Here is a 25,622-nt window from a genome sequence, read left to right as displayed (position 1 = left end):
ATTCCCTGAACCAGCAACTCCGGGCATCGCGATTCCAGGGAAACCTTGGGGGAATGCTACGCCTCGTGGAAGTCGAATTCCACAGCCCGGCGCGGAGTCGTCCTCGATCGCCTGGTTCGGGAAGTCGCGCGACGTAATCACGCTCGTATTCGAAACGCCGCGAGCCGGGCCCGCGATACGTCATCGACGTCTCACGAATCCCGGCCCGCTGCTCAACACCTAGGGCGAGTCTCTCGACTGCAATCAGCGGCCTTGCTTACCGGGGCTGCGCGGCGGCAGCCGGCGTCGGGGCCACGCGGACGGCCGAGGGAGCCGAGGCGGGCACGTTGTTAATCTCGTGCTCGACCTGCTTGGGGAGCGTGTTCGCCGGGTCGGGAACTTCCAGGTTTCGCAGCTCGCTCATGAGGATGCGAGCCCCCGACTGGAGCTCTTCACGCGAGAGCTGGCCGTCGTTGTTGGCGTCCATCACCCGGAAGACGACGTTCGCTGGGTTGACGATCGCCTTGTCGAACTCGTCGCGGCTCACGGCACCATTCTTATCGAGGTCAGCCGACTGGAAGGCGGCCTGAAGGCCGGCTCGTCCCATCTCCACGGCTGCGAAATTCAGTTCCGAAGGGTCGAGCTGGCCGTCGCCGTTGCGGTCGGCGGTCAAGTACAGGCTCTGGACTCCGGTCTGGACGGCCTGTCGCAACTCGGTGGCGTCGATCGATCCGTCGCGGTTCGCGTCGACGGCGCTCATGATGTTCTGCTGGGCCTGGTCGACCTGGGGTTTCGTCCCCTGTGCGGCTGTTTCCTGCTCGGCCCGCTGGAAGACGAACCGAAGAATGGGCCGCTGGTTGAGCATATTCTCACGAGCAGCGTCGGCTTCCTCCTTGGTGACCTTGCCGTCGCCGTTGGCGTCGGCCCGGAAGAAGAAACCACCGACAAGGACGTTGCCGGCGTCGATGGCTTCCTTCTGCGAAATCAGGCCGTCATTGTTCATGTCGGCCATCTTGAAGGCCATCTTCGCCGTGTCGCGGAGATCGCCCAGATTGTCGATTGGGCCGATTGAATCCTTATCCTTATCGTCCGCGCGGACCGTTCCGAGGGAGGCCGCGAGGATCACGGTGAGAGCGGCGAGAATTCCCTGACGCATGCTGATCTCCTGTTCTCGTTCACCCATGTGTTTCGGGTCGCATCCTGATCGTCTGGAGCAGGCAGTCGTCGCATCGAGCCACGGTTCAGCAGACCGAATTCCGTGACCACCCACGAGAGGACTAGGACTTTGCAATCGGAGTACCAACGCCGCCGTTTCGACGTCGACATCCTGGCTGAACCCCCAAAAACCCAGGGATTCTCTTCGATTTCACTCCCGAAAATGCAGGACCGAGTCCAATAGAATCGCTTAATCGACGGAGTCTGTCGCGAACGGCCGTCGGCCGTACGCCAGAGCATCGCGAAGCTTGTTTCTCGATCGAGGGGAAACGGATCGCTCTTCCGTGGTCGTGTTCCTTCTCAGCGAATCCTTTCTACCGTCGCTGGAATCGAAGAAAGCCCCGCCGGGCGTCCTCTACCTGGTGCAGAGGGGTCGGCGGGGCCTCCTCGATAAAGCCGTCGTTCCGTCGTCTCAGCGACGGCCGGGCTCGCGGCCGCGATCGTCGATCTCGACGTCGCCGTGCTTGTCGACCTTGAGCTGTTCCTTGCGCACGGTGCCGGAGGCCTTCTCGGTCTCCTCCACCTTTCGCTTGCCGACCGTCACCTCGCCGGTCACCACGGCTTCCTTCCCGACCTGGATTTCCTCACGCTTGACTGGGATGCGGATCTCCTCGGTCTTCGACGCACCGATGCCCCCCTCGATGACCTTCCCCGAACCGGGCCGCCGCTCGATGACGATCTCCTCTCGCTCGACAGGAACGGTGATCGTCTTGTGTTCCGTGACGACCTCCTTCCGAATCGTGACGTTCCCCGCCTCGACGGGCTTCTTCTCGACCTTCAGCCGTTCCTCGCGAAGCTGGATCGTTCGGTTGTAGGCGTCCTTGACGGCGTCCTTCGCCTTGTCCCACGACATGTCCGCGGCATGCTTGGTCTTCTCCCAGTCCGTCTGAAGGTCCTTCTCGACCTCGACGTAGGGCTTGCCCAGGTGCCGCTCAGTCGCTTCGCCGGCGTAGCGATGAGTCGAGCGGTAGTCGAAGACGTCCTTGACTGCGGGCTTGGCCTTGTCCCACGACAGATCGGCGGGGTGTTTTGTCTTGTCCCAATTCGCTTTGAGATCCTGCTCGACCTCGGCGAACGGTCTGCCAGCGAACCTGGTCTCGGAGTCGCGAGCATAGGTGTAGGCGGGCTCGTAGTATTCGTACGTCTCACCCTTCTTGGCGTAGTGGCGAGAGGGGAAGGATTCGCGCAGCCACGCGTCCTCGCTCGTGGGATCGATCAACTCGCCCACCCCCTTGCCGGCAAGCCCTCCAGCCAACGCACCGAGAGCCGCGCCGATCGCCGTACCGACAGGCCCAGCAACGGTTCCAATCGCAGCGCCGGTCGCCATGCCCCCGAGCGCGGCTCCGATGCCAGTCTCGACGGGGTGCGCCCCAGGAGCGTCGGTGATGGGATCAGGATTGCGATCCCCGTAAGGAGGGACATCCACGCTCTTCTCAGGGTTCTTGCGGGTGGACATGCTTTCGTCTCCTTCAGCTGTTGCTCGTAGAGATGAGTCGAAGCGGAGAGATGGGCAAGAGACGTTGCGCCTCGCGGGCTTAGGGCTTACTCCCGCCCAAGGCAACATCTTTCGGGGAGGCAAACGAAGTGCCGCTCAGACTCACTTACGCACCGATAAAAAACCCAAGAAATGCTTTTTAGCCAGGCGCACTGATTGCTTGATTCAAGGCCGTCGTGAGGAGTCGTAGACCCCGCGGCGATTGGCGGGCGAGGCCCTCGCGTCCTGGGCACAGAGGGATGGCATGAGGGAGGGATGATGCGCGGGGCGACGCGCTCTCTCTCCGCGACGCAGAGCCGATGACCGGCGATGGCAGTGCCTTCGATCTCTAAATACGCGAGGCGGTCACCGCCTTGGGAATCATCCCGGGCTCGGAAGTGGTTGACCTGACCGGCGGTGAGCTTACACCCGTGACAGCTTGCGGCGCGAGCCACAACGGTCGTCGATGGAATCGCGAATCGTCTTCGATGAATCGGCCGATTGCGGCCGCCGAGGGCCCTCCCTGACGATCCCGCTGCGCTGGTGGTTTGCGTGGCCTAGCTGGCGGAGGTCGGAAGCCGATGAACGGAAATCAGAAGGGCCCATGCGACAACGATATCGCATGGGCCCTTCTTGCTATTACGGCACCGCCGCGGTCAACGCGCCAGCGGCTTGTACTTGATGCGATGCGGCTGATCGGCGTCGACGCCCAACCGCTCGCGGCGCTGGGCTTCGTACGTCTCGAAATTGCCGTCGCACCAGACGACCTGACTGTCGCCCTCGAAGGCAAGGATGTGGGTGGCGATCCGGTCGAGGAACCAGCGGTCGTGGCTGATGACCACGGCGCAGCCGCCGAAGTCGAGCAGCGCTTCTTCCAGGGCGCGAAGCATCTCGACGTCGAGGTCGTTGGTCGGTTCGTCGAGGAGCAGAAGGTTGCCGCCGCTCTTGAGCAGCTTGGCCAGGTGGACGCGGTTGCGTTCGCCGCCCGAGAGCTTGCCGACAGGTTTCTCCTGGTCGGGCCCCTTGAAATTGAACGACGCGACGTACGCCCGAGCGGGCATCTTCCGACGCCCCAACGTCACCTGGTCGGCCCCCCCCGTGATCTCCTGGAAGATGGTGTTTTCGGGGGTCAGGGCGTCGCGATTCTGATCGACGTAGGACGGGACGACGGAATCGCCGACCTTCAGCTCGCCCGCATCGGACTTCTCCTGGCCGACGATCATCCGGAAGAGCGTGGTCTTGCCCGCTCCGTTCGGCCCGATGACCCCCACGATGCCACCAGGAGGAAGTCGGAACGACAGGTTCTCGAACAGCAGCCGGTCGCCGAAGGCCTTCGACACGCCGTCCGCCTCGACGACGAGTGAGCCCAGATGCGGCCCCGGTGGGATCTGAAGGACCACCGCCTCTTCTCGCTTCTCGTAGTCCTGGGCCGCGAGTTGCTCGTATCGCTGAAGTCGGGCCCGATTCTTGGCGACCCGAGCCCGAGGAGACATCCGCACCCACTCCAGTTCGCGGGCGAGTTGTTTCCGCCGGGTGCTCTCTTGCTTCTCCTCAAGCGCCAGGCGGTTCTGCTTCTGCTCCAGCCACGAGGAGTAGTTCCCCTCCCAGGGGATCCCCTGACCGCGGTCGAGTTCCAGAATCCACTTCACGACGTTGTCGAGGAAGTAGCGATCGTGGGTGACGAGGATGACCGTCCCCGGATGTTCCGAGAGGTGACGCTCAAGCCAGGCGACGCTCTCGGCGTCGAGGTGGTTGGTCGGTTCGTCGAGAAGGAGAATGTCGTGTCGTTCCAACAGGATCTTGCACAGGGCCACGCGACGGCGCTCTCCTCCGGAGAGAGTGGAGACGTCGGCGTCTCCGGGCGGCAGCCGCATGGCGTCCATCGCGATCTCAAGCCGGCGGTCGAGATCCCACCCTTCGGCCGCCTCGATGGCGTCCTGAACGTCGGCTTGCTCGGCGAGAAGAGCATCCATCTCGTCGGCGTCGGGGCCCTCGCCCAGCCTGGCGTTGATGGCGTCGAACCGATTCAGAAGATCGCGGACCGGCTTGACCGCCAATTCGACGTTGCCGCGGACGTCGTACTGCGGGTCGAGCGTTGGCTCCTGAGGCAGGTACCCAATCGAGATCCCTGGGGCGGGTCGCGCCGTGCCGATGAAATCCTTGTCGAGCCCGGCCATGATCCTCAAGAGCGTGCTCTTCCCCGAGCCGTTGCCGCCGATCACGCCGATCTTCGCGCCGGGGTAGAAGGAAAGCCAGATGTTCTTCAGAACCTCTTTCTTCCCATGAGCTTTAGACAGTTTCTCGATCTGGAAAATGTATTGCGGAGGCATGTCCTGAGCTTTCCGAATTTGAGGCGCGGAGTACGGCCGAAGCGAGGCGACCCCCTTGAAGCCGCAGGAGTCGTCTGGTAGGTTGATTATCGCCGAGGCGACTCCTGGGGACAAGCTTCCCCAATCGCAGCCCTCGACGCCGGGGTAGCTCAGTTGGTCAGAGCGGCGGTCTCATAATCCGCAGGTCTGGGGTTCGAGTCCCCACCCCGGTACTTCTCCGACCGTCGTACTTTCGCCCCTCGTCGGTGAATCTACGGCGATCCGGGAGGCACCGGAACGCCATCGCTAGCGAAGTCGGAAACCGATATCGCCTGAATATGTGCACAAGTTTCGGAATCACGGCCTTCAAAGGCCGTACAACGCGGGTGTGATTCGGGTCGCAAGCCTTGCCCTGAACTCCCGTTTAGGCTAGGATTCGGCTCGAATACAACGCTCTGGCACCGGCTGCGGGGGAAGTTTGGCGACAGGCCCCGCAGCCGGTTCTTTTTTGCGCCTCCGGCGGCGGAAGACCGTCCAGGTTCTCGTTCTTGAGGTAGCCTTGCGCGGCGGCAAGCCGGACCCTGGCTGCCGCCCATCGCCTCTGTTGCAGGCTTTGGGTTCTGTCCCGCGCCGTCGCGAGGTCTTTAGCGAGGTCCTCGTCATCGATGGGCCCAGACTGTTCGACTGGCTTCGACACCGGCTCGACGCGGGACGTCGGCTTGGGTGCCAGCGCCGCGAGATACGACCGAAGATCGGCGAGCGACTTGCCGTGTGAACTCCACTCGGTAAGCATTGAGAACGCGAGTCCAGGCCCTTTTTTTGCCCGGTAGGCGTATTCAACCGCCGCCCGGGCACCGTCGCTCTCATAGCCGAGACTGCGACTCTTATCCACCAGATCGCCGACTCGCAGGCTCATCTCCGGAGCCTGGGTCGGCCACAGCTTCGACGCACGCTCGACGAGAGCAGCAACGACCGCCAGACAGGCAACGTCCTGGGCGTCGGCTGCCGGAGCCGGATCTGGGTCCGGGCTTGTCTTCTCCTGGATTGCATTCTCGACTATCGGGACTGGGTTCTCCGATTCGATGGTCGTCGAAACCGTCGACGGCGACGTTCCGGCGTCTACGTCGTCTACAAGGTCTAAGACAGTCTGAATACTTCTAGAAGAAGGGGTAGCGCCAGTGCTCTGGGGTCGGCGCACCTGCGCCCTGGGGTTGGCGCACTGGCGCTCTGGGGTCGGCGCACCTGCGCCCTGGGGTTGGGGCGCTGGCGCGCTGGGGTCAAAGACGCGGACGGACGGGTTTTCGGCGTCGTCGTGGACGTCGTCGTATCCCGATGGATCGTAGAGGAGACGCGTCGTCCAGACGTAGCCCGGCGCGTCAGAGCATGGAAATCGGTCCACCAGTCCAGCTTTGACGACCTCGGTCATCGCCCGCTTAACCTTCCACGTCTTACCGGCCCAGCCGCAAGCGTCGGCGATATGGTAGATGGAAGGTGTTCCCTCCCGATTGTCGCCCCAGCAGAGACCGGCCAGCGCCGCCAAGAGGATCTTGGCCGCGTCGGTCAGATCGGCGCGGGCGACGAGTTGCTTGGGAGAGCGGCAATACCCTCTTCTGGGCACGGGCGCACGGACGCCCGGCGGGGGAGCGCCCCGTGGAACTGCGGTGAAAGACATCGGAGTGACTCTGGCGTTGACCGAGTCGCGGGGGAAGTTTGGCGACAAGCCCCGAAACTCGGTGTGGTTGTGGGTCCCCCCGGCCGAGTGACGGCCCGGCCGGGGGAGCCAAGGCAGCCTGTTAGGGCCGCCGAGGTGTACGGATAATCCTGGCGAACCGTCATCCGCCGAAGATTGCGAAATCACTCATACCTGGAGTCGGGCGGCCAATCAAGGCGTCAACCCCCCTCCCCTACCCTTTACCGGACCGATCCCGCCGGAAAATGCGCGGATGCGGCCCCAGACCGTAGACTTTGGCCAGACCGACCCGGCCGATTTCGGCCAGGTCGGGCGGCCGGGTGGCCGGAATCAGCCGGCCGGCGTTGCTTTTCAGCCTCCTCCCCACGGTTGCGGGGTTGGCCGGGCCAGATGCTGGTAGGCGTGGGCCACGTCGTCGGCCGACCAATCGTTGATCCGGCCACGGCCCCAGGACTTGGCCAGGGCCATCAGGTCGTCGTACTTGCCGACCTTGTTCGCCCAGCCGAGCAACTGCCGTCCGTTCCTGGGGGCGTCGTTCCGCTCTCCCCCGACCGGAGCCGACGGCCGAGGAGCTGGGGCCGGAGCCGGCGGCTGTTGGTATCCGGCCGGGGCCCCGCCGGCGATGGGCGCCGGGGCGGGGATCGCGGCCGGAGCCGGAGCCGACGGCGAGTGATGGCCGTTGCTGTTGACGCCGACGGCTGGCGTGTTGTGTTGGGAGGACATCCGCCGGAGCTGGTCGTCGACCATCCGCTCGAGCGAGCCGTACCAGTAGCTGCCGTGCTGGACGACGGCGTTGGCGTCGCGGGCCAGCTCGTCGGACAGCTCCAGCTCCAGTTCCGCGCCGACCCCGTCCGACCCGTAGTTCGGGGCCCCGTTCTTCCGATGGACCGAAATCCTGAGTTTCATCGGCTTCACCTGTGATTCCGTCTGCCGCCGCTTCTGTTCGTTGATCGCCGCTCGTCTTCTCCGACCGTAGAAGCTCCACCGGCCGCACCGGGAGCACTCGAAAACGTCCTGGACCGCCTCCCGGGGGACGCGGACCTGATGCCGGAGGATCAACGCGCCGTTGCACGTCGATCCGGGGAAAACCTCGTCGTGCCGTCGGGCGAGCCTGTCCGTCGCGTAACCCACTGGTCCGACCGGCATGGCGAGGCCTCCCCCTCCCTGGGTCAGAAGTCGTAATCGTCCTCGCCGCCCACGATGACCGGGTCGCGGACCTCACGGACATTGGCGACCTCGATCGCCCGGTAAACCGCATCGTCCAGGATGCGCCGGGCCCTCGCCGAACGGAAGATCGCCGCATCGGTCAGGGCGAGCTGGAGCCAGTTCAAGGCCTCCTCGATCAACCGCTCGTCGGCCGAGTCGATGATCTCCTCAAGCGCCGTGCGGGCTTCGCGGATGTTGTCGCAGGTGTCGCATCGGACGGGCATCGGTGCCAGAACGGCCCGGGTCTCGTCCTCGATCGGGCATCGGCAGTCGCAGCAGCGGACGATCTCGGGGAGCTTGGCGGCCTTGGCTTTCGAGGCGGACCGGAGTACAGTAGCCATTGGTTTGTGACCTGCCTTTCGCGAACCTACGGGCCTCGGCGAGTTCCAGTCGTCGAGGCCCTTCGCATTTCGAAGCCGGCCGCACTTTGCGACCGACGATCCAATATTAGTGACAAAGTTACGCGTCGTCAATAGCCATGTAATTTTTCAGTGCGATTGATCTTAGCCGTTTCCTCGCTAGACTTAGGGTGGAAGGCTCCGTGGCGGCGTGATAACGTGACAAATGTGGAAAGGGACGACGATGGCGACCGTTCTTGAGAGAAGACCGCCCGTGGCGAAGAAGAAAGGCCCTACTTCGGCGCAGGTTCGTGTGGCCCAGGATGTGGCCGAACTCGCAGCGATCGTGGCGGCGTTCGAGAGGAGAATGGCTGTCGACGTGATGTCCGAAATCCTGCGTCCTGTGCTTCAGGAGCGTTACGCGCAGCACGTCGCAGCCGAAGCGGCGAAGCTCTCCGGCCCCGAATCTCCTGACGCGCCGCCTAAACCGAGGAAAGGCAAGGCCTGATGGACCGTATGGAGATCGTCTGTCCGCATTGCGGGCTGGTCGGCAAGGCGAAGGTGCCGCCGGCCGAGGGGGCGAAGGTTCGATGCGCGAGATGTCGGGGCGAGTTCCCCTATCAAGCGTCCCAGCCCCCTAATGGCGATCCTCCGACGTTCGAGGTCGCGTCTCAAACCTCCGACCTGGAGGTCCGACTGCGGAGGCTTGAGAGACGGAACCGGGTGCTGGCCGTCCTTCTGGTTGGGCTGGGTGCCTGGCAAGCCTGGAATTCATTTCCGGCGCATTCTCGATCTCCGCGAGACATAAGGGCGACCCTCCTCGATCCCACGACGGACCTTGCGTCATCCCACATTGACGCGCTGTCGATTCGGGCTTCTGAGATCATTGCCGATAAGATTCGCGTGGTGGGAGACGGCGGCAAGGATGCGGTAGTCCTAGGCACTACCGGGCGTCAGGATGAGTCGGAGGGAAGGATCGAAATTCACAACGCCCAGGAAGATCGAGCCCGTCTTGAGCTGTCATCGACCAGTCTCAATATCCTGGACAACCGCAATAATACCCGAGCCGGTCTTCACGGCGCTGGCCCGGTCGGCTCTGGGTTCTTGCTGGGAGACGGTCGCGGTGCTGCCAGGGTGTTGTTTCACGTCGACGCCGAAAGCGCATATCTCTCGATCCACGACCAGACCGAAACCGGTGCCTTTTATCAGACGGGGATGAACGGCAAACGATCGTTCTTCGAATACCGGGAATCGCGATCATCACCGGTCTTGAAGTTGATTCCCAGCGGTCCTTGATCGGCTGACCGACCAGACCGGCGGGGAGTGACTGCGGGATGGGGAGACGGGAGAAGAACCAGAGTGACCGAAGCGATCGTCCTTGCCTTGACCGCGATCGGCGCGGCCGTCGTGGCAATCGGCGTATGGAGGGACGACCAGCGGGTCTGGCTCTGGCGGCGTGAAGCCTTCTACCAGCGGGTCGCGAGGTCTCACGACTACCCGAGGGCCTATGGGGCGGCGCAAGCGACCCTGGAGTCTGCGGGCGGCCGGTTGCGGCGCGGAGAGCTCATGGAGGCCGTGTTGCGGAGTCAGCGCGACGAGGGGCGGCCGATCAATCCGTTCGTCGTCGCGGCGGCCGTCGACGACGTCCTCGAGGGACGCGAGCCGCGACGGCCGAGATAGCGACAAGCGGCGGCGGACGATCGGTTTCATGTCTCGAGGAGGATTCACCGCATGAATTTCTACATCTACAGGGACGACGTGGGCGAATACCGCTGGCGCATGCAGGCGGCGAGCTCGGAAATCGTCGCCGTCTCAGGCCCGGGATATCACAGCAACGGCGAATGCCGATCGGCGATCGAGCGGATCCGGAGCCGCGCGGCGGCGGCGGGGATTATCGACGAGACCGCGACTCCACAGCGATGGACCGGCGGGGAGTGACGGTGGGTGAGCCGTCGGCTCGCCGGCTCGGCGAGCCGAAAACGGAGTTGACGGCTCACCGAGGAAGAGCTATTACTTCGCCCCGTTAGGAGAACACGTCTTCTTTCGATGGAGCGAAGATCATGGCCGTCCTGGAAAAGCTGCGGGTCGCCCCCAACTCCAGCGGGGCTCGCAACGCCCCTTTCATCGACCTGGAATCGGCGATCTCGAAGACGCGGATCCTGTACGAGAAGGCGAGGCGCAGCCCGATCCACATGCCCACGGCGGCTAGTTTCCTCGGCTACAGCGAGAAGGGGAGCAGCTTCACGCAGACGGTCGCGGCGCTGAAGAAGTACGGCTTGATCAACGACGAAGGCGGCGGCGACGGCCGACGCATCCGGATCAGCGACGACGGCCACAAGATCGTCGCCGACACGCTCGAACGCTCGCCCGAGCGGGACAAGAAGATCAGGCATGCGGCGCTTCTTCCGAAGTCCCACGCGATGCTATGGGGCGAGTTCGGGGCCGAGGTCCTCGACCAGACGATCCTCCAAAACCATTTGAGGTTGAACGAGGACTATACGGACGAGGCGGCCCGGAATGCGGTGAGAGTCTACCTGTCGACAATCCTCTTTGCCCGCCTGGACCAGCAGGGTATCCTGGGCGACGTCTCGGCGGACGAGGCCGACAGGGATGCGGCCGCCGCCGATGCGACGTCGGCAGCGAGGACCCCCATGAACGGCCAGTACATCTCGCCAGGGACGACGGCGCCGATCGCCGGCGATTCGCGGCCCCTGACCCTCAACGTACCGCTCAGCTCCTTGGCCGAGATCGTGGCCATTCAGCTCCCCCGGAAGAAGATCACGAAGGCCGACTACGACATCCTCATGCAGACCCTGAAGCTCTGGGAGACGTCGATCGTCGACCCCGAGGCCTGAACGGCCGATGGTGTACACTTCCCCGGGACGACTCGATTCACCCCGGGGAGTGGACGTCATGGGCTGGTTCCGATTCGGGCGGAAGAAGCCGGAGGGGTCGAGCTGGCTGGCTCGGCGGGTCGACGGCGCCTCGCCCGACGAGCGTCGGGTCCTGAACCTCTTCCTCGACCAGGGATCGCGTTGCCTCTTTCTGAAGCCCTGGGAAGACCCGTCGGTTCTCAGTCTGATAGAGGCCGGGATCCTCGTTCAGCCGTCCTCGCCGTGGAGGATCGCAAACAACGACGGCCTCCCCTTCATGATCCGCGACGAAGCTTGGAGGCACCTGACGGCGCTTGACCCTCGCCCGCTCTAACCGACGGGAGCGCACGCCATGACCGCAACGGCTCAGACCATCGCACCGAAGCCGGCCGCCCCGAGGCCGATCGAGTACCACGTCCATCGCGGCCGCGACGGTTGGTGGCGGTGGGTCCTGTGGAGCCGGGACGGGCCGGTCCCGGGGACCGAGTCGGCGGGACGGTGGCGAAGCTGGCGGGAGTGCGTGGCGGCCGTCTGGGCCCACCAGGCCGAGACCGGCGAGCGCGGGGTTTACACGGTCGAGGCGCATTGAGCGGCGGGGAACTATACTTGAGGTACAGCGCACGGCGCGGGGGCGATCTCACAACGGCCGGCCCCGGCGTTTTCGGCGGCTGGTCCAATCGCCTCGCGGGTCAGCCGTGCAAAGTCGACCCGCGAGGCGGTTCGCTTTGAACGACGAAGGCCCCAGGCTCTCGCCCAGGGCCTCGATCGTCGTCGTCAGTCGGTCGGTCAAAGCCGGGAGTGGGGCCCGGACGGGGAAATCATCGGCCGGTCGGGCCGGTGTGCTATGCTTGCGTGGGAATCTTGATGGATCTGACCAGCCGCCCCGCACGACGACTTGCGCGTCATGTGGGGCGGTTTGGTTTCCGGCGCATGAAAAAACCGCCGGCGGTCCTCGCGGACCGACGGCGGCTTTTTTGTGATCGAGGTTTCCTCCCGTTCCAGGGCCCGGACCCGTCAGGAACAGGAGGACAGCGCTAGCAGCTCCCGAGCACGGGGCAATCCTACCATGCGGGCGCCGTCGTGCAAGCCCACTTATGCCGATCCGGCCTACGAAGGCCCGGGAGGCCCCCAGCGGCCTTGCGGGCAGTCGGCCGACGCGAGCCACGGCTTGACCGCCGTGAGGCAGCCGCAGGCCGTGCAACGTCCGCTGGGGCGATCGAGGAGCGGACAGGCCAGGCAGATCGTCAGCCGCCGCCGCCGCTCGATCCCCGGCGCGAGCGAGAAGCCCGACCGCGCCCAGCTCACGAGCGTCCCCACCAGGCCGACGACCTGGTCGATGAGCGTTGGAAACTCCGGTGCCGACGACGGGGCCTCGAGGACCTCGGCCGGCTGGGTCTCGGCCTCGCCGGAGGCATGGCGGATCCAGTTGCGGTCGGACTCGAGCCCACGTTCCGCCATCCCGCATGCGAACGACGTTTCGGCGGTCTGGCCGACGCACGCGCCGGCGACCGGACAGCTTGAGCATTTCATGCGGCGATCGTCACGTCGGAGGAATAGGGATTCCCAGTCGGCGTCGGGGTCGGCGTACAGACCGGACCGGGGATGACGTCGAACGGGCCGAAGCCGTTCCCGCTCGCAAAATGAAACGTCACGTTGGGCGGGTTGAGCGAGTTGATCGTGTAGCCGGTCGAAACGTGCGATTTGAGCAAGGCCCCGCCGGCACTGCTGCCCGATCCGCAGGCGATCGGCACCCGCCAGTAGCGGGCCTTGTTCTTGGTCGAGACGGTGGGGGTTGGGCAGGAGTCGCCTTCCCAGTAGCACGTGCCGACGCACCAGTAATAGGCCTGCGTGAGCTGCCAGCCCGACGCGGTGTTGGCCATCGTGTACGTGACCTGGATCGACCCCGTCCCGATCGTCGGCGGCTTGTAGAGCTGGACGTTGGTCCCTGATACGGAGTCGTAGCACAGCCGATCCGCGACGACGTCGCAGCTCGCCGCGTAGTTGTCGGCGTTGGGTCGCAGCGAGCAGACGGAAAAATCGCACGTCGCCGCCAGGGCGACGGACATGGACCCGCCGCCATCGGTCAGGGTCAAGGTCGTCGCGACCGGGTACGGGTTGGCGACGCCCGACCCGAACAGGTTGCAGCAGCGATAGCCGGTCGCGGCGAAGAGGTTCACCGTCTGGGTGGTCGCTCCGGTGCAGGCCGTGAACGTTCCCGAGTTGGTGAAGAATCGGCCCGAGGGGTGGCTCACCGACCATGAGCCCGACGACGCGCCGTGCGGGATGACGACGGTGCCGTCGGCCCCGGTCGTCCCGGTCGAGACGATCCCGCCCGAGGACGTCATCGTGACCACGGCGTCGGGGAGCGGGTAGTTGGAGCACCCCAGTACGGTCCAGGTCCGCGTGCAAACCGTGCAGCAGCAGGTGCGGCGCCCCATGTCAGCACTCCTCCGGCTCGACCCAGACCGCGCCGTAATCGTCGGTCCAGTACATGCAGTATTTGCCGGTCGCGATCGCCGCTCCGAGGTTGCCCACGGAGATCGTCCCCCCGACGTTCGTGAGCGTCCCCGAGACGTTCTTGAGCGGCTGGACGGAGCCGCCGCCGGGCGTGGCCCCGGACCGGGCCGTGATGGCCGTGGTCGACTTGCAGGCCTTGCGGCCGGCGCCGCCGCCGGGCGAGGCGACCCAGCGGCCTCCGATCGAGACCGCCGAATAGACCTGGCCCGCGATCGGCTGGGTTAGGAAGACGACGGGGATGGACCGGTCCGCGTCGACGTCCGGAGTCGCGGACGCCCCCTCGGTCTCGTCGCCGTCGAGATTGACGGGGTGGACGAGGTAGACCTGGGATCCCCCCGACGGCATCGATCCGCCGTCGTAGACCTTGCAGAGGAAGCTGGGCGAGCCGGCGTCGCGGCTGGGTCGGTCGTCCTCGACGTCCAGGCGGCCGTCCAGGGCGGCGGCGCGGGCCCGGAGGATTCGGAGGTCGTCTTGAGGCATGGCGAGATCCCAGGGGCTTAGACGGCCGTCGCGGTGAGGGACGCGGGGGCGGACGGCGGGGCGGCGGCGAGGGTCGCCTCGACGATCGTCGTGTTCGACTCCTCGCCGGCGGCGTTGGCGGCCCGAACGGCCACGGCGTAGGCGGTTCCGGCCGTGAGGCCGGTGAGGGTCGCGGCCTGGAGGCCGGAACCGCGGGGGGATACGGTCGCGACGGGCGTCGTGTAGGAGGGCGTTCCGCCGGTCCCGACGTAGACCCGGTAGGAGGTCGCGAACGGGCCGGTGGACGCGGGCCGCCAGGCGACCCGGATCGTCCCGCCGCCGGCGGGTGCGGCGGCGAGCTGGATCGGAGCCGACGGCAGCCCGGAGAGGTCTACCCCGGCGGCCGAGAGCGGGATCGCGGCGACCGCGTCGACGTTGGACTCCTCCTCGCCGTCGACGGCCCGGACCGCGAACCGGTGCAAGCCCGGAGCGGCGAGCGCCGACGTCGACCAGGTCGTCGCCGAGACGGTCGCGACCGGCGTGGAATAGTCGACCGGGCCGCCGGCGCCGTCGTTGCCGTAGACGTTGTAGGTGACAGCCATTCGTATCAAACCTCGGGGTCGCGGCCGGGGCGGTCGGTGAAGCTGACGGCGGTGGCCTGGCCGTCGGCGAACGTCCAGGACAGGGCGACGACGCGGGGATAGGTCGGGGCCTCCCCCTCGCCGGCGGCGGCGTTGCGCCGGAGGTCGACGTCCCGGCCTCGGATCTGGGAGATCCGGTCGCCGACGTCGAAGGCCGTCGACAGGCCGGGGATCATGATCGTCCCGATCAGCGGCGCGGTCTCGTGGGCGGCGCGGAGCTGGCTGGCGAGCGCCAGGGCCTCCCCCGTGTCGTCGCGGGCGTCCACGTCGGTCGAGCCGGCGTCGCCCTCGGCCGCGAACGCCGACCACTTCGACACCGTGTCCTGCCGGAAATGGTCCTGGGCGTCGACCCGGCGGCGGCGCTCGAACGTGGTGGGGGACGCGGCCCGCTTGGCGGCCGACCAGACGGGGGACCGGTCGCTCTCGATCACGGTCGTCAGCCGCAGGTAGAACCGCGTGTTGGGAGCGGCCGGGTTGCATTGCGAGGTGATGCCCCGGAGCGTTTTGGAGGGCTCCTGGGGGTCGTCGCCGGAATATTCGCCGATCCCCCAGGCCTCGGGGTCCTCGCAACTCACGATGATCCCCAGACGGTCGTCCAGCAGTTTCCAGCCGCTTCGGATCGGCTGCCATTTCCCCGTCCCGTCCCAGACGGCCGGACAGGCCCCGGCGTAGTCGCGCGAGAGAGCGAGCTGGACCTTGCGCGGGTTGCCCGCGTCGTCGACCGAGAACAGCGTCGACGTCCCAGGCCGGCGGCGGACGACGTACGTGACGTCCTCCGAGCCCTCGTCGAACGGGAACAGCTCGGACAGGTCGAGCGGCTCGCCCTCGACCCAGGCCTCCGTCGTCAGGTTCCAGTGCCCGGATCCATCCTCGTCGGCGACGTACAGCCGGTAGGCCTCGCGGGCCTCGGCGTTGGTCCCGGGGAGGGCCAGGTTCGACAGCAGGTAGGATTGCCGCGTCCCCGACGCCTCGTCGCCGTCGAGCGGAATGAAGCCCAGGGCCAGCACGAACGAGGCCTCGACGCGGCGGGGCGGCACGTCGAGCTCGAACGCGTTGACGATCGCGTTGGAGTCGCGCGAGAGCGTGAACCGCCAGGCGTTGTTGCGGGCCGGGTCGAGCGGGTTCCCGGCCTTGTCGAGGTCGACGGGCTTGGCGGCGTTGGGGTCGGCCGCATCCAGGCGGTAGACGGCCAGGCCGTTTTTCGGCGCTCCATCCTCGGTCTCGAGCGTCCAGCGGAAGCCGAAGCCGTGGAGCGAGAGCAGCCCGGCCAGGGCCTCGGGCCACGGCATGTTGGAGGCGTCGAAGTCCCGGACGACGATCGGCTCGGCGTCGTAGGTCGACGAATCGTCGGGGTCGTACGCGCCGTCGCTGTGCGGCTTGCGGGACTCGAGCAGCTCGACCAGGCCGGCGAAGTCGGGGTTGGCGATCCAATCCTCGTCGTTGTACGCGCGGAGGATGTAGCGGACGGCGTCCCCCAGCGTCCAGTATTTGCGCGGATCCGGCGATTTCACCATCCGTTCGTCCAGGAAGACCGGGGCGGCGGTCGCCGGCTCGTCGGCCCCCTCGTCGGCGCCGTCCGGGGTGCGGTTCGGGATCCCGCCGGGATTGAACCGGACCGGGAGGTCGACCCAGACGGAGACGCCCGACTCGGTCGACGTCGGGTCGTCGCTGTCGCGCTGGACGCGGTCGGCGATCGGCTGGTCGAAGCAACGGGCGGCCACGCCGACGGCCTGGAACGTGACCTGCTGGACGGATTCCTGCACGTCCACCTGGGGCGTCTGGGCGAAGCCGTCGAACAGGACGATCCGCTCGTCGAACGGGTTGTACGTCAACACGACGATCCGGTCGTCGGGTTTGACGACCCCCTTGCCGTGAGCGTCGGGCCCCCAGAGGTCTTCGAACTGGGTCGGATAACCCTCGGCCTCGGCGATGACGTCGAGCAGGTACCGAAACCGAGCCACTGGCGGCGTCGCCCCCTCGACGACGTCGATCCGCTCGCAGACGACGTTGCCCAGCGGCGTGTAGATCGAGCCGTCGTACAGGCAGCAGAGGACGGGGGCGGCCGGGCCGCCCAGCGGCGAGCTGGACGGGTCGACGTCGAAACTGGCGCTCATGTCAGGACTCCGGCGGCAGCCACGAGAGGGCCGCCACGCCCGTCGCGGGGTCGTACGTGTACGTCAGGCGGTCGCCGGCGGCGTTCCGAGCCGGCGGTTTCGGAGGGCCGGCGATCGTCGCTGAGGCGGTCGCCGCGATGCTCTCGTCGCCGACCTGGTCGACGGCCGTGACGGCGAACGACCAGTCCCCCCGGCCGAGGTCGGCCGAGGTCCACGAGTAGGACGACCCGGCCCCGCCGTCGGCGGCGAGCCGGGCGACGGGCGTCGTCCCGACGGCGGCCCCGGCCGTCGGCGACTGGTAGACGCGGTATCCCGCGACGCCGTCGGCGCCCGGCCAGGTCAGCCGGACCCGGCGGGCGGGACGGGCCGGGAGATCGCCGGCGAACGACGTCGAGCCCTCGCCGGCGGCGACCGTGCCGACGTCGACGCGGACCCGACCCCGGGGCGGCGCGAGCGCGCAGTGCGTCCGCGTCCCGGACCAAGCGAGCGCCCCGTCGAGGTAAACCTGATAGATCGTCCCGGCCGGGCTCGAGGAGTCCCAGGCGACCCAGAGGCCGCCGCCGTCGATCGACCAGCGCACGTTGGAGACCGTCGACTGCGAAAAGGCCATCAGTAAAGGCCCCGGAAGATGCACTTGAAGTCGAGCGCGTAGCCGCCGTCGGGGAGGAACAACAGCCGGTTCCCGGGCTGATATTCGCGCTTGTAGATCACGTTCGCCCAGGAAGTGCCGAACGTATCGATGAGGACCCGGGGCCGGCCGTCGCCGTAGGAATCGAGGGCCGCCTCGGCCGCCCGGATGTCGAGCGTCGTCGCCCCGGTGAAGACCCCCGAGATGAAGAACGCCCGGCCCCGGCCGCCGCCGTCGATCGACTGGACGCCCGGGATGCCGAAGTAGGCGGCGGCCTGGCCGGCGTTGGCGTCGGGGACCATCCGGCAGCAGACGGCCGAGCCGAACAGCGGGAATCCGTCGTAATAGGCGATCGAGGGCATGAATCAGGACCCCGTGATGAGGTATTCCCGGAGGGCGTCGGCGCAGATTTCAATCACGGCCGCCCGGATCGAGTCGTCGACCGCGTAGAACGGCCGGGCCGGGCGGTTGTTCTGCGCGTCGCCCTCGGTCGCCCAGGCGGCTTTCTCGCGGTCGGTGACGGCCTCGTCCTGACGCTTCTCCGAGGCCGATCGGTTGTCATGCGGCGACCAGATCCCGCCCGGAGGGTCGCCCGTGCCGTAAACCATCACGATCGTCCGGGCCTCGACGATCGGATCGCCGAACAGGGAGGCGTGCGAGAGCATCTGACCCGTTCGGTAGTTCGGAGCGTGGTCCCAACCGTAGGACCGCTGTTTCCGTTTTCGGTACATCGGCTCGTTCTCGTCCCAGTCCTGGCCGTCGGGGTCCTGAAGGATCGAGGACCTGGCCGCGATCTGGCCGGCGACCTCGTGGGCGATGTCCCGGCCGAGCGAGCGGTCCAGGCCGGGCCTTGTGAAGTCGAAGCCGTGGACGAACTTCTCGATCCAGTCGTGAACCTCTTGCGCGGTGGCCATGGCGTCAGGGCCTCGTGCGGGGGTTGGGGGGCTGGACGTTGAGGGGACGGCCGGCGCCGGGGCCGGTCCGGGCCGTGTTGTCGCGGATCTCCTCGAGGAGCTTTACGAGCATCTCATTGCCCGCGTAGGCCGACTGGCCGAAGCCGGCCCCCATGCCCGGCAGCAGGCCGTTGCGCTCCGCTGCGGAGAATCCGGACACGTCGACGCCGGCGGCCTGGGCTTGGGCCAGGGCGTCCTGGATGGCCCGTTCGCGGACGAGCTGGTCGTCCCGGGATCCGGCGATCGGCGAGAGCAGCCCGCGGATCGCGTCGGACGGACCGGCCGTCCCGAAACGGTCCTCGGCGAGCAGCGCGTTGCGGGCTCGCTGCATGGCCTCCTCGCCGGCGGCCTGTCCCTGACCGTTGATGATCCGCCGCCATTGCTCCTCGGCCTGGAGACGCGCCCGTCGGCCGCCGTCGGACGCCTCCCAGGCGTCCAGCTCGGTCGACACCCAGTCGCTCGGGGTCTCTGCCTGATAGGCGCCGGTCCGCTCGAATCCGCCGCCGCGGAGGCCGCGGTTGAGGAAGCCCGACATGCCCCGGTACTCCCGGATGTCCGGGAAGTACTCGGCCATCAACGCGTCCTGGTCTTCGCCGGCGGCGACGCGCTCCTGGATCGCTGCGGCGGCGGCCTGGACCTGTTGCATCGGCGTCATCCCCTTCGTCACGCCCAGCTCGGCGCCCCTGCCGCCGAGGCGGGCGTTGCGGATCGCCTTGAGGACGTTGGTGACGCCCGTCTCCTCCTCGCCGGGCATCGCCTCGGACATGATCGCCAGCATCCGAGAGGCCTCCTCCGGGCTGGCTCCCTGGGCCATGACTCGGGTCATCTGGGGGAGGAGCTGGGGGACCGGCGTGGGCGCCCGCTCGAGGGTTTTGAAGACCTTGCCGAAGCGGTCGATCATCGTCGATGCGTCGGTCGGCCCCTCCTGGAACTGGAGCAATCCGCCGGCGAGCTGGGCCGCCTCGGACGGGTTCAGGCCGCGGGCCTTGGCGAACTCGGCCACGTACTGCTGATACTTCGTCGCGTCGTCGCCGTTGAGCTTGGCGTTAGGGCCTTCGATGAACGCCCCGCCGTAGCTCTGGAACTGCTCTTGGAACTTGGTCCACTCGTCGGCCTTGAGGCTCGCCTGGACGGCCAGGTCGGCCTGCTCGCGCGTGAACTTGTCGGAGTTGCTTCGGCCCTGAAGGGCGGCGACCTGCGTCATCGCCTGCTGGAGCTGCGTGAATTCCCGGGCCACGCCGCGGATGTGCTGATACGCCTCGTCGAAGGCTCCCGCCATCGCCCAGGCCGCGTCTTTAACGACCTGATACCCCTGATGGGTCGCGAACTCGCCGAGGACGTCCAGGAAGCCGCTCGCCGACTTCTTGGCGTCGTCGAACCCGGCCACCCCCGCCTGGCCGGCCTGGGCGAGCAGCTCCTTGAGTTTGGCGAGGTCCTTCTTGACCTCGTCCAGGTTCATGCCGATCGGGATCGTCAACTCGGGCGGGGTCTGTCCAGTAGACACGGTCGGTCTCCGATCAGCCGAACAGCTCGGGGGCGAACTGGGACGGCTCGACGGTTCGCTTCACCGCCAGCAGGGCGCGGGCGGATTCGACGGCCAGGTCGAGCGGCAAGCGGACGTGCGGACAGCCGCCGGCGATCAGGGAGACCCCGACCCAGCGGCGCGTCCTTTTGGGTCGGAGAGCGCCCCCCGCCCGAACAGGGCGTTGAGTTTGCCCGTCGCGACCTCGACGATTCCCCGGAGCATCGACTCGGACGCCTCGTCGCCGGGTCGGAAGACGAGGAGCCGACGCAGCTCGTCGTCGCTCAGGTCGTAGTTCCGCTGGAGCAAAAACGCCCCCAGCGTGAGCACGGCGAGGACCTGGCGGACGTGGTTGGTCTCGGCGGCGATCGCCTCGAGCAGGACGTCGATCTCCGGCCCGCAGGTGATCCCCCGGGCCGAATCGACGGCCTTGCCGCCCTCGAAGATCGGCACGATCTCCATCATCGGTCGGGGGATGTACCACTCCCAGCCGTCGGCCAGGCGGACCGGAACCGACGAGCCGTCGGCCGGGTCGAACCCGTCCCGCCGGCGACGGGCCTCGATCAGCCGGCGGCGGGGCTTGGTCTGTTCAGACATCGATAAGGTATCCCAGCTCGACCCCGTCCTCGGCCGGTTCCCAGCGGTACCGGGGCTCGCCGGGCCGGGAGTCGGCGTTCGCGGGGCGGTTCATCGCGTCCTGCGGATCGCGGGTGCAGAAGAAAAACGTCTGCTGGTCGCGGCAATAGGCCTCCTCGAGCGAGTCGAGGTCGACCTCGAGCAGGTCCTCGGCCAGCAGCACGACGGATTCGTATCGGTCCTCCCCTGCGCCGTGCCGGGCCACGAGCGACGCGGGGATCCTCACGGCGTCGGGACGGCCGGGCATCAGGACCTCGTGAAACTCAATGGGTTGGTCGTGCCGTCGGACGAATACGCCTTGAACGACTGGGTTGCGGTGCCGATCGCGGCGTTCTGGCCGGTGGTGCCGCCCGTCTCGGCGACGGCGTTGGCCATCACGTAGACGATGTCCCCGGCGGTCTGCTTGGCGGCGTCCTTGTGGGTCGCGGTGAACGTTCCCGTGGTCCCCGGCGCGATCGCCATGAGCGACGCCGGATCGAGGCTCGTCACGCTGGCCGACGGGTTCTGGCCGAGCGAGACCAGCAGCGTCGGGAAGACGTCCGTATCGCCCTGGACCGGGGTGAGCGATCCCCCCTTGTCGAACGAGACGTTGGTGATGCGGGTGAGTGCCACCGAATTGAACTGGACGGCGGTCCAATTGGCCTGGGCTTTCGATGCGGCCATGAGATGGGCTCCGGTCGGAGGTGGAGAGGGTCAAGAGTCGGGGGCGACGCGCCAGCCCTCCTCATGCCAGCGGGATTGGAACGTCGCGAGGACCTGGCGTTCGGCGTCGACGGCGGGGAGCCGCTTCCACTCGAGGACGCGGGCCCAATCGGGCCAGTCGTTGGCGAACCACTTGCGGCCGTTCAGCGCGTTGGCGGCGACGGCCTGCAGGCGGTCGGCCTCGTCGTCCCGCTCGAGCGGATCGTCGCGGCGGACGACGATCCGCAGCGAGTGCCGCGCGGTGTGGATCACGAGCGAGTCCGGGCCTGTGTCGCACAGAGCCTCGGAGACGACCGGCCCGCGCTCGACGGCGATCGCCGCCAGTCGGCCGGGCTCGCCCCGGTCGTCGGAGTCGCCGGCCTGCCAGACCGCGTCGAACGCCCCGGTTGCGTCCAGGGCGTCGCGGATCGCCGCGGCCAGGGCCATCGGCGAACACGGCGGGAGGATCGGCTCCGGCTCGGCCTCGCCGACCGTGACGCCGCCGGCCGCGACGATGGACGTCGAGCTGGTGTAGGTCGAGACGCCGCCGATCGCCACGCCGCCGGCCGCCACGACGGAACCGGGGGCCGGAGGCTGTGAGTAGTCCGACGGCCCGCCGACCGTGACACCGCCGACCGCAACGACCGACGTCGAGGTCGAGTAGGTCGAGACGCCGCCGACCGTGACGCCGCCCAGGGCGACGGCCGTCGAGGGCGAGGCCGTCGCATAGCTCGAGACGCCCCCCAGCTCGACGCCTCCGACCGCGACGACCGACGTCGACGACGCGATCGCCGAGACGCCCCCCAGCTCGACGCCTCCGACTGCGACCTGCGACGACGACGACGAGTAGTCCGACGGCCCGCCGACCGAGACGCCGCCGGGACCGTCGACCTCGACGGCCGATCCGGGGATCGCTCCCCAGAACAGGCCGTTGACGACCGCGTTGGCTCCGGCGGTCCGGACGATTTGGGCGTAATAGGTCCCGGGGTCCAGCTCCCATTCCAACCACAGACCGTCGGCGTAGTTGGTGATTTCGTAGGGTCCGCCTACGGGCGTCGGTCCGGATCCGAGGATCGTCTCGCCATCGCTCGCGAGGAGCGACGCGCTCGCCTGCCGGTTGCTGTCCGAGTCCCAGATGTAGAAGCCGAACCGACACGCCGACGTGACTGTGAACTCGAACCGGAACGAGGAGGCGGAATACCAGCCGACCAGGTAGCCGTGACCGCCTCCGGGCCGCGTCAGGGCGGCCGCTCGATCGTCCTCCGGGTAGAACGCGTACTCGGCTGCGCTGTCCGTGTTGGCGTAGCTGGTGACGTAGGCGGGGGGCGACGTCCCGGCCGCCGGATCGACCGACGGCGGGACGAATCCGCCGTCGTATTTGGTCGACCAGGCCCCTTGCGTGGTCGTGTCGAGGCCGAGGTAGGAATTTGCCACGGGTAGCCCTCCGCGAGCCGGGGGAAGCGTTGGCCGCGGATCAGGCGAGGCCGCACTTGGGCGTAATCTTCAGCGTCCCGCCCGAGGCGTTGATCGTCTGATCCGTCTCGAATCGGCAGGCCCGAATGACCTTGCCGCTCGTCGCGCCGACGATGATGTAGCCCTTGATCGCGACGGGGCTGGCCGAGCTGTTCGTGAACGTCTGCTCGGCATAGCTGGCTTCCGCCACCGAAGCCTCGGCCGACCAGCTCCCGGAGGGCGTTCCGCTCGCCGGCGTACCCCAACTCCCCCGCGTCAGGGTGGCCGAGGTGTAACCGGTGAACGTCGCGATGGTGAAGTCCGTGAGCGTGCTCGCCTCGGTGACGGTGACGGCGTTGGTGAACAGCCGCAGAGACCAATTCTCGAGTGTGCCGCCGGTGAGCAGGTCGGAGAGGAGCTGCAGCTCGCCCTCATTGGGCGTGATGATCGTGTCGGCCATGGAGAGGCTCCGGGTATGGGATGGGTCGGGGATCACTCGTCGTCGGGCGTCGGCGGGATCGCCGTCCCGTCGCCGGCCTGGTCGTCGGGGCCGGGCGTTTCCTCGGGCTTGAGCTTCGGCTCGGGCTTGGGCGGCTTGGGTCGCCAGGCCGCCAGAAACCGCCGCAGCCGGTCGTCGATGCCGAGGCCGTCGAACTTCTGTCGCCCGGACGGTCCCGAGACGACGACCCGGGCCGCCAGGCCCTCGGCCGCCAGCGAAGCCAGCGTGGCGCGGTCGAGGCCTGCGCCGGCGAGGTTCGCAACCAGCCGTCGGCGCTGGGCTTCGATCAACTGATGCTCGGGGGTGTGGACCGTCGCGTGGGCCGCCTCGGCGATCGCCGGCCGGATCCCGGCGGCGGTCAGCCGGTCGACCGACAGCTTCTTGATCGCGACGACCTCGTGCAGGTCGCGGACCCGGTGGGGGGTGACGACGTCCGACCAGGCGACCGTCCCGGCCTGAATCAGCCGGTAGTTCGACGCCCCGACGAGCGCCCGCTTGCCCTCGAGGTCGAGGCCGTCGGCGATCGCCCGGAAGTCGACCCAGGGTTCGGCCAGGGCCTCGGGCGGGATCGCGATCTGTCGGCAGCGGCAGTTGCGGTGATACGGCAGCGGCCAGATCGGCCCGATCGCGTGGTCGTACTGGGCGCAGACGCCGCAGGTGTTGGCCCAGTTGACGAGGAGCTGGTACTGGACCTTGCCTGTCGTGTTCCTCCAGCGGTCGCCGGGATCGCCGTTGAAGATGACGCGCTGATAGCCGGCCACCTCATTTCTCCAGCGCGGCCAGGACCGCCGTGAGCAGGGCGATTTGCGAGTCGCTGAGGGCCGTCAGGATCGCCCGCGTCAGGGCCCGGGCCGTCCGGTCCTCCCACGACTCGATCCAGCGGTCGTCGCCGTCCTTGCGGGCCGCCAGGGCCGTCGCCGAGGCGAGCGTCCTCGAGGCCTCGCCGAACGGGCCCGCCAGCTCGGCCTCGAGCGTGTAGCCCTGGAGGACGGCCCCGCGTGCGATCGCCGCACCGGCCTTGGTCGGGCCGGCGTCGACGCGGTGATGGTCTGGGTCGAGGCCCGGCCGCAAGAGGTCGAAGGCATCGACGTAGAACGCCTCTCGGGCGCTCCGGATCAGCTTGAGGACGTCGGCCTGCAGGTCGTCGAGCCGGTCGGAGCCGCGGCGGTAGGCCGGCGTCCGGACCGCCGCGCGGGGGGCGGCCGTCGCCGACGTCTTGGCGACCGCCCTCGAGGCGTGGGCCGCCGCATCCGAGGTCCCCCGCGCGACGAGTCGCCGGGCGGCCCGGTTCCACGGCTCGAGGCGTCGGAGGAGCTGGGGCTCGAGGGGATCGGTCATCGCGAGATCCGCGTGTTGAATGGCGTGGTCCGGCGTGGCGCGGCGACGGCGGGAGTCCAGCGCAGGCCCAGCCGGGCGAGCATCTGGTCGAGGTCGTCCCGGAGGAGCCTCGCCTTGGCCCGATAGTCGCCGTCCTTGCCGCGGGCCTCGAACGTGTAGCGGTTCAGGAGGACCGTGACGACGCAGGCCGCCCGGAGCTCCCGGAGGTCGACCAGGTTGGACGGATTGCGGTACAGGCTCGCGGGGTCGATGCCGTACCGTCGGTTCAGGTCGAAGGACGCATCCTCGATCTGCGGTCGCAACGTCGGGAACGCGAACACGACGCCCGACAGGCCGGCCGCCGGTACCGGGCTTGATCCGGAGCCGGGCCCGATCGGCCGGAGCGTGGCCGTGGGGCCGTCGACCTGGTCGACGGCCAGCAGCACGCCCGATCCCCGGAACGTCGTCTGGGGCCTGGTCAGCAGGCAGACTGACCCGGGCCCGATCCCGGCGGCTTCGAAGTCGATCGAGGCTGAGGTGAGGTCCCAGGGCGAGCCGCTCGCGAAAGCCCCGTCGGACCCGGCGGCGGCGACCTGCCAGGCCGGCGTCAGGGCGACGAAGTCGCCGCCGGCCCGGATCGCGAGGTGTTCGTCCGTCGCGTACAGGACCGAGAGCGGATCCGTGTTGGGGGTGGGGTCAGTCGTTGCCATCGGCGTCGTGAGCCTCGGGCTCGAGGTCGGCCTCCTCGTCCGCCGGCGACTCGTCCGACGGCTCGGGTTCGGCGGGCTCGGGGTCGGGCTTGGGGGCGATGCCCTTGCGGACGTGGTCGATCGCCGCGTCGACGCCGTCGAGGGCGGCGACCAGGGCGTCGCGGTGGGCGATGGCCTGGTCCAGCAGGGATTCCCGGGTCGCGGGGTCGGCCTTGGCGACCTGGGCCAGGGCGTCTTGCACGCGGGCGACGTGCCAGAGCCCCCGGAGCGGGGTGATCGCGAGAGCGGGGACGCCGGCCTCGGCCGCGCTCCGCTCGATGAACGGCTGGACGCCCGGGAACGAATAATCGGCGGACATGGTCGGGGCCTCGGCTCGGATGGGGGACCGCCGCCGCCCCGGGAGAGCGGC

The 25,622-nt window shown here is 67.8% G+C and carries 31 protein-coding genes and 1 tRNA gene; 8 read left to right on the top strand and 24 right to left on the bottom strand.

The window, feature by feature from the left end; all coding sequences use genetic code 11:
- Positions 1-256: 256 nt before the first annotated feature.
- From G5C50_RS19840 to ettA, 3 genes are all read right to left on the bottom strand, one after another.
- Positions 257-1,135, bottom strand: a complete 879-nt coding sequence (locus G5C50_RS19840; RefSeq protein ID WP_165072162.1) for a hypothetical protein — start codon at positions 1,133-1,135, stop codon at positions 257-259.
- Between the two features lie 471 nt (positions 1,136-1,606).
- Positions 1,607-2,650, bottom strand: coding sequence for a YsnF/AvaK domain-containing protein (locus tag G5C50_RS19835; RefSeq protein WP_165072160.1), 1,044 nt, complete (start codon positions 2,648-2,650; stop codon positions 1,607-1,609).
- 674 nt (positions 2,651-3,324) lie between these two features.
- Positions 3,325-4,998, bottom strand: a complete 1,674-nt coding sequence (gene ettA / locus G5C50_RS19830) for an energy-dependent translational throttle protein EttA (protein WP_165072158.1) — start codon at positions 4,996-4,998, stop codon at positions 3,325-3,327.
- 138 nt (positions 4,999-5,136) lie between these two features.
- On the opposite strand from ettA, the gene G5C50_RS19825 reads away from it, so the two are divergent.
- Positions 5,137-5,210 (top strand) — tRNA-Met (locus tag G5C50_RS19825).
- 191 nt (positions 5,211-5,401) lie between these two features.
- On the opposite strand, the gene G5C50_RS19820 is transcribed toward G5C50_RS19825, so the two are convergent.
- The 3 genes from G5C50_RS19820 to G5C50_RS19810 form a co-directional block, all read right to left on the bottom strand.
- Positions 5,402-6,649, bottom strand: a complete 1,248-nt coding sequence (locus G5C50_RS19820) for a hypothetical protein (RefSeq protein ID WP_165072156.1) — start codon at positions 6,647-6,649, stop codon at positions 5,402-5,404.
- Between the two features lie 369 nt (positions 6,650-7,018).
- Positions 7,019-7,813, bottom strand: a complete 795-nt coding sequence (locus G5C50_RS32395) for a hypothetical protein (RefSeq protein ID WP_206107774.1) — start codon at positions 7,811-7,813, stop codon at positions 7,019-7,021.
- 23 nt (positions 7,814-7,836) lie between these two features.
- Positions 7,837-8,214 carry a hypothetical protein gene (locus tag G5C50_RS19810; RefSeq protein WP_165072154.1) on the bottom strand — a complete coding sequence of 126 codons (378 nt, stop codon included), beginning with the start codon at positions 8,212-8,214 and terminating at the stop codon, positions 7,837-7,839.
- A 271-nt stretch (positions 8,215-8,485) separates the two neighbouring features.
- Here G5C50_RS19810 and G5C50_RS19805 point away from each other — a divergent pair, with 271 nt between their 5' ends.
- The 7 genes from G5C50_RS19805 (at position 8,486) to G5C50_RS19775 (ending at position 11,673) form a co-directional block, all read left to right on the top strand.
- Positions 8,486-8,719 (top strand): hypothetical protein, encoded by a 234-nt coding sequence (locus G5C50_RS19805; RefSeq protein WP_165072153.1) that lies wholly within the window; start codon positions 8,486-8,488, stop codon positions 8,717-8,719.
- A gap of 215 nt (positions 8,720-8,934) precedes the next feature.
- Positions 8,935-9,507: a hypothetical protein gene (locus G5C50_RS19800; protein WP_165072151.1), complete on the top strand. Its 573-nt coding sequence runs from the start codon at positions 8,935-8,937 to the stop codon at positions 9,505-9,507.
- 63 nt (positions 9,508-9,570) lie between these two features.
- Entirely contained in the window at positions 9,571-9,891 is a 321-nt protein-coding gene (locus G5C50_RS19795) for a hypothetical protein (RefSeq protein WP_165072149.1), read from the top strand.
- 51 nt (positions 9,892-9,942) lie between these two features.
- A complete protein-coding gene (locus G5C50_RS19790; protein ID WP_165072148.1) occupies positions 9,943-10,149 on the top strand; it encodes a YegP family protein in 207 nt (68 codons plus the stop codon).
- A gap of 122 nt (positions 10,150-10,271) precedes the next feature.
- Positions 10,272-11,066: a hypothetical protein gene (locus G5C50_RS19785; RefSeq protein ID WP_165072146.1), complete on the top strand. Its 795-nt coding sequence runs from the start codon at positions 10,272-10,274 to the stop codon at positions 11,064-11,066.
- A gap of 58 nt (positions 11,067-11,124) precedes the next feature.
- Positions 11,125-11,418 (top strand): hypothetical protein, encoded by a 294-nt coding sequence (locus tag G5C50_RS19780; RefSeq protein WP_165072144.1) that lies wholly within the window; start codon positions 11,125-11,127, stop codon positions 11,416-11,418.
- 18 nt (positions 11,419-11,436) lie between these two features.
- On the top strand, positions 11,437-11,673 hold the full coding sequence (locus G5C50_RS19775) for a hypothetical protein (protein WP_165072142.1): 237 nt from the start codon (positions 11,437-11,439) through the stop codon (positions 11,671-11,673).
- A 518-nt stretch (positions 11,674-12,191) separates the two neighbouring features.
- Here G5C50_RS19775 and G5C50_RS19770 read toward each other — a convergent pair.
- From G5C50_RS19770 to G5C50_RS19685, 18 genes are all read right to left on the bottom strand, one after another.
- On the bottom strand, positions 12,192-12,614 hold the full coding sequence (locus G5C50_RS19770) for a hypothetical protein (RefSeq protein ID WP_165072141.1): 423 nt from the start codon (positions 12,612-12,614) through the stop codon (positions 12,192-12,194).
- A complete protein-coding gene (locus tag G5C50_RS19765) occupies positions 12,611-13,522 on the bottom strand; it encodes a hypothetical protein (protein WP_165072139.1) in 912 nt (303 codons plus the stop codon). The genes G5C50_RS19770 and G5C50_RS19765 overlap by 4 nt, the downstream gene beginning before the upstream one ends.
- A 1-nt stretch (position 13,523) precedes the next feature.
- Entirely contained in the window at positions 13,524-14,081 is a 558-nt protein-coding gene (locus G5C50_RS19760) for a hypothetical protein (RefSeq protein WP_165072137.1), read from the bottom strand.
- Positions 14,082-14,098: 17 nt separating this feature from the next.
- Positions 14,099-14,662, bottom strand: a complete 564-nt coding sequence (locus G5C50_RS19755; RefSeq protein ID WP_165072135.1) for a fibronectin type III domain-containing protein — start codon at positions 14,660-14,662, stop codon at positions 14,099-14,101.
- 5 nt (positions 14,663-14,667) lie between these two features.
- A complete protein-coding gene (locus tag G5C50_RS19750) occupies positions 14,668-16,815 on the bottom strand; it encodes a hypothetical protein (protein ID WP_165072133.1) in 2,148 nt (715 codons plus the stop codon).
- 1 nt (position 16,816) lies between these two features.
- Positions 16,817-17,425, bottom strand: coding sequence for a hypothetical protein (locus tag G5C50_RS19745; protein ID WP_165072131.1), 609 nt, complete (start codon positions 17,423-17,425; stop codon positions 16,817-16,819).
- The gene (locus G5C50_RS19740) at positions 17,425-17,805 is read right to left on the bottom strand and encodes a hypothetical protein (protein WP_165072129.1); all 381 of its coding nucleotides are present in this window, start codon (positions 17,803-17,805) and stop codon (positions 17,425-17,427) included. Before G5C50_RS19740 ends, G5C50_RS19745 begins: the two co-directional genes overlap by 1 nt.
- 3 nt (positions 17,806-17,808) lie before the next feature.
- Positions 17,809-18,357: a hypothetical protein gene (locus tag G5C50_RS19735; RefSeq protein WP_165072127.1), complete on the bottom strand. Its 549-nt coding sequence runs from the start codon at positions 18,355-18,357 to the stop codon at positions 17,809-17,811.
- 4 nt (positions 18,358-18,361) lie between these two features.
- Positions 18,362-19,900 (bottom strand): hypothetical protein, encoded by a 1,539-nt coding sequence (locus G5C50_RS19730; RefSeq protein ID WP_165072125.1) that lies wholly within the window; start codon positions 19,898-19,900, stop codon positions 18,362-18,364.
- A gap of 135 nt (positions 19,901-20,035) precedes the next feature.
- Positions 20,036-20,515, bottom strand: a complete 480-nt coding sequence (locus tag G5C50_RS19725) for a hypothetical protein (protein WP_165072123.1) — start codon at positions 20,513-20,515, stop codon at positions 20,036-20,038.
- Positions 20,508-20,801: a hypothetical protein gene (locus tag G5C50_RS19720; RefSeq protein WP_165072121.1), complete on the bottom strand. Its 294-nt coding sequence runs from the start codon at positions 20,799-20,801 to the stop codon at positions 20,508-20,510. Before G5C50_RS19720 ends, G5C50_RS19725 begins: the two co-directional genes overlap by 8 nt.
- Complete coding sequence (locus G5C50_RS19715; RefSeq protein ID WP_165072119.1) at positions 20,801-21,217, bottom strand: hypothetical protein; 417 nt, start codon at positions 21,215-21,217, stop codon at positions 20,801-20,803. The genes G5C50_RS19720 and G5C50_RS19715 overlap by 1 nt, the downstream gene beginning before the upstream one ends.
- Before the next feature lie 30 nt (positions 21,218-21,247).
- The gene (locus G5C50_RS32390) at positions 21,248-22,669 is read right to left on the bottom strand and encodes a hypothetical protein (protein WP_206107773.1); all 1,422 of its coding nucleotides are present in this window, start codon (positions 22,667-22,669) and stop codon (positions 21,248-21,250) included.
- Between the two features lie 40 nt (positions 22,670-22,709).
- Positions 22,710-23,147: a hypothetical protein gene (locus G5C50_RS19705; protein WP_165072117.1), complete on the bottom strand. Its 438-nt coding sequence runs from the start codon at positions 23,145-23,147 to the stop codon at positions 22,710-22,712.
- Between the two features lie 32 nt (positions 23,148-23,179).
- Positions 23,180-23,947, bottom strand: a complete 768-nt coding sequence (locus G5C50_RS19700) for a hypothetical protein (RefSeq protein ID WP_165072115.1) — start codon at positions 23,945-23,947, stop codon at positions 23,180-23,182.
- Between the two features lies 1 nt (position 23,948).
- Positions 23,949-24,524 carry a hypothetical protein gene (locus tag G5C50_RS19695; RefSeq protein WP_165072113.1) on the bottom strand — a complete coding sequence of 192 codons (576 nt, stop codon included), beginning with the start codon at positions 24,522-24,524 and terminating at the stop codon, positions 23,949-23,951.
- Positions 24,521-25,213: a hypothetical protein gene (locus G5C50_RS19690; RefSeq protein WP_165072111.1), complete on the bottom strand. Its 693-nt coding sequence runs from the start codon at positions 25,211-25,213 to the stop codon at positions 24,521-24,523. The genes G5C50_RS19695 and G5C50_RS19690 overlap by 4 nt, the downstream gene beginning before the upstream one ends.
- On the bottom strand, positions 25,200-25,571 hold the full coding sequence (locus G5C50_RS19685) for a hypothetical protein (RefSeq protein WP_165072109.1): 372 nt from the start codon (positions 25,569-25,571) through the stop codon (positions 25,200-25,202). Before G5C50_RS19685 ends, G5C50_RS19690 begins: the two co-directional genes overlap by 14 nt.
- Positions 25,572-25,622: the final 51 nt, after the last annotated feature.

The organism is Paludisphaera rhizosphaerae (genome assembly GCF_011065895.1).
GTDB classification, from domain to species: domain Bacteria; phylum Planctomycetota; class Planctomycetia; order Isosphaerales; family Isosphaeraceae; genus Paludisphaera; species Paludisphaera rhizosphaerae.
The sequence above is the reverse complement of the archived record's forward strand: the minus strand, read 5'-3'. Positions and strand labels throughout refer to the sequence as shown.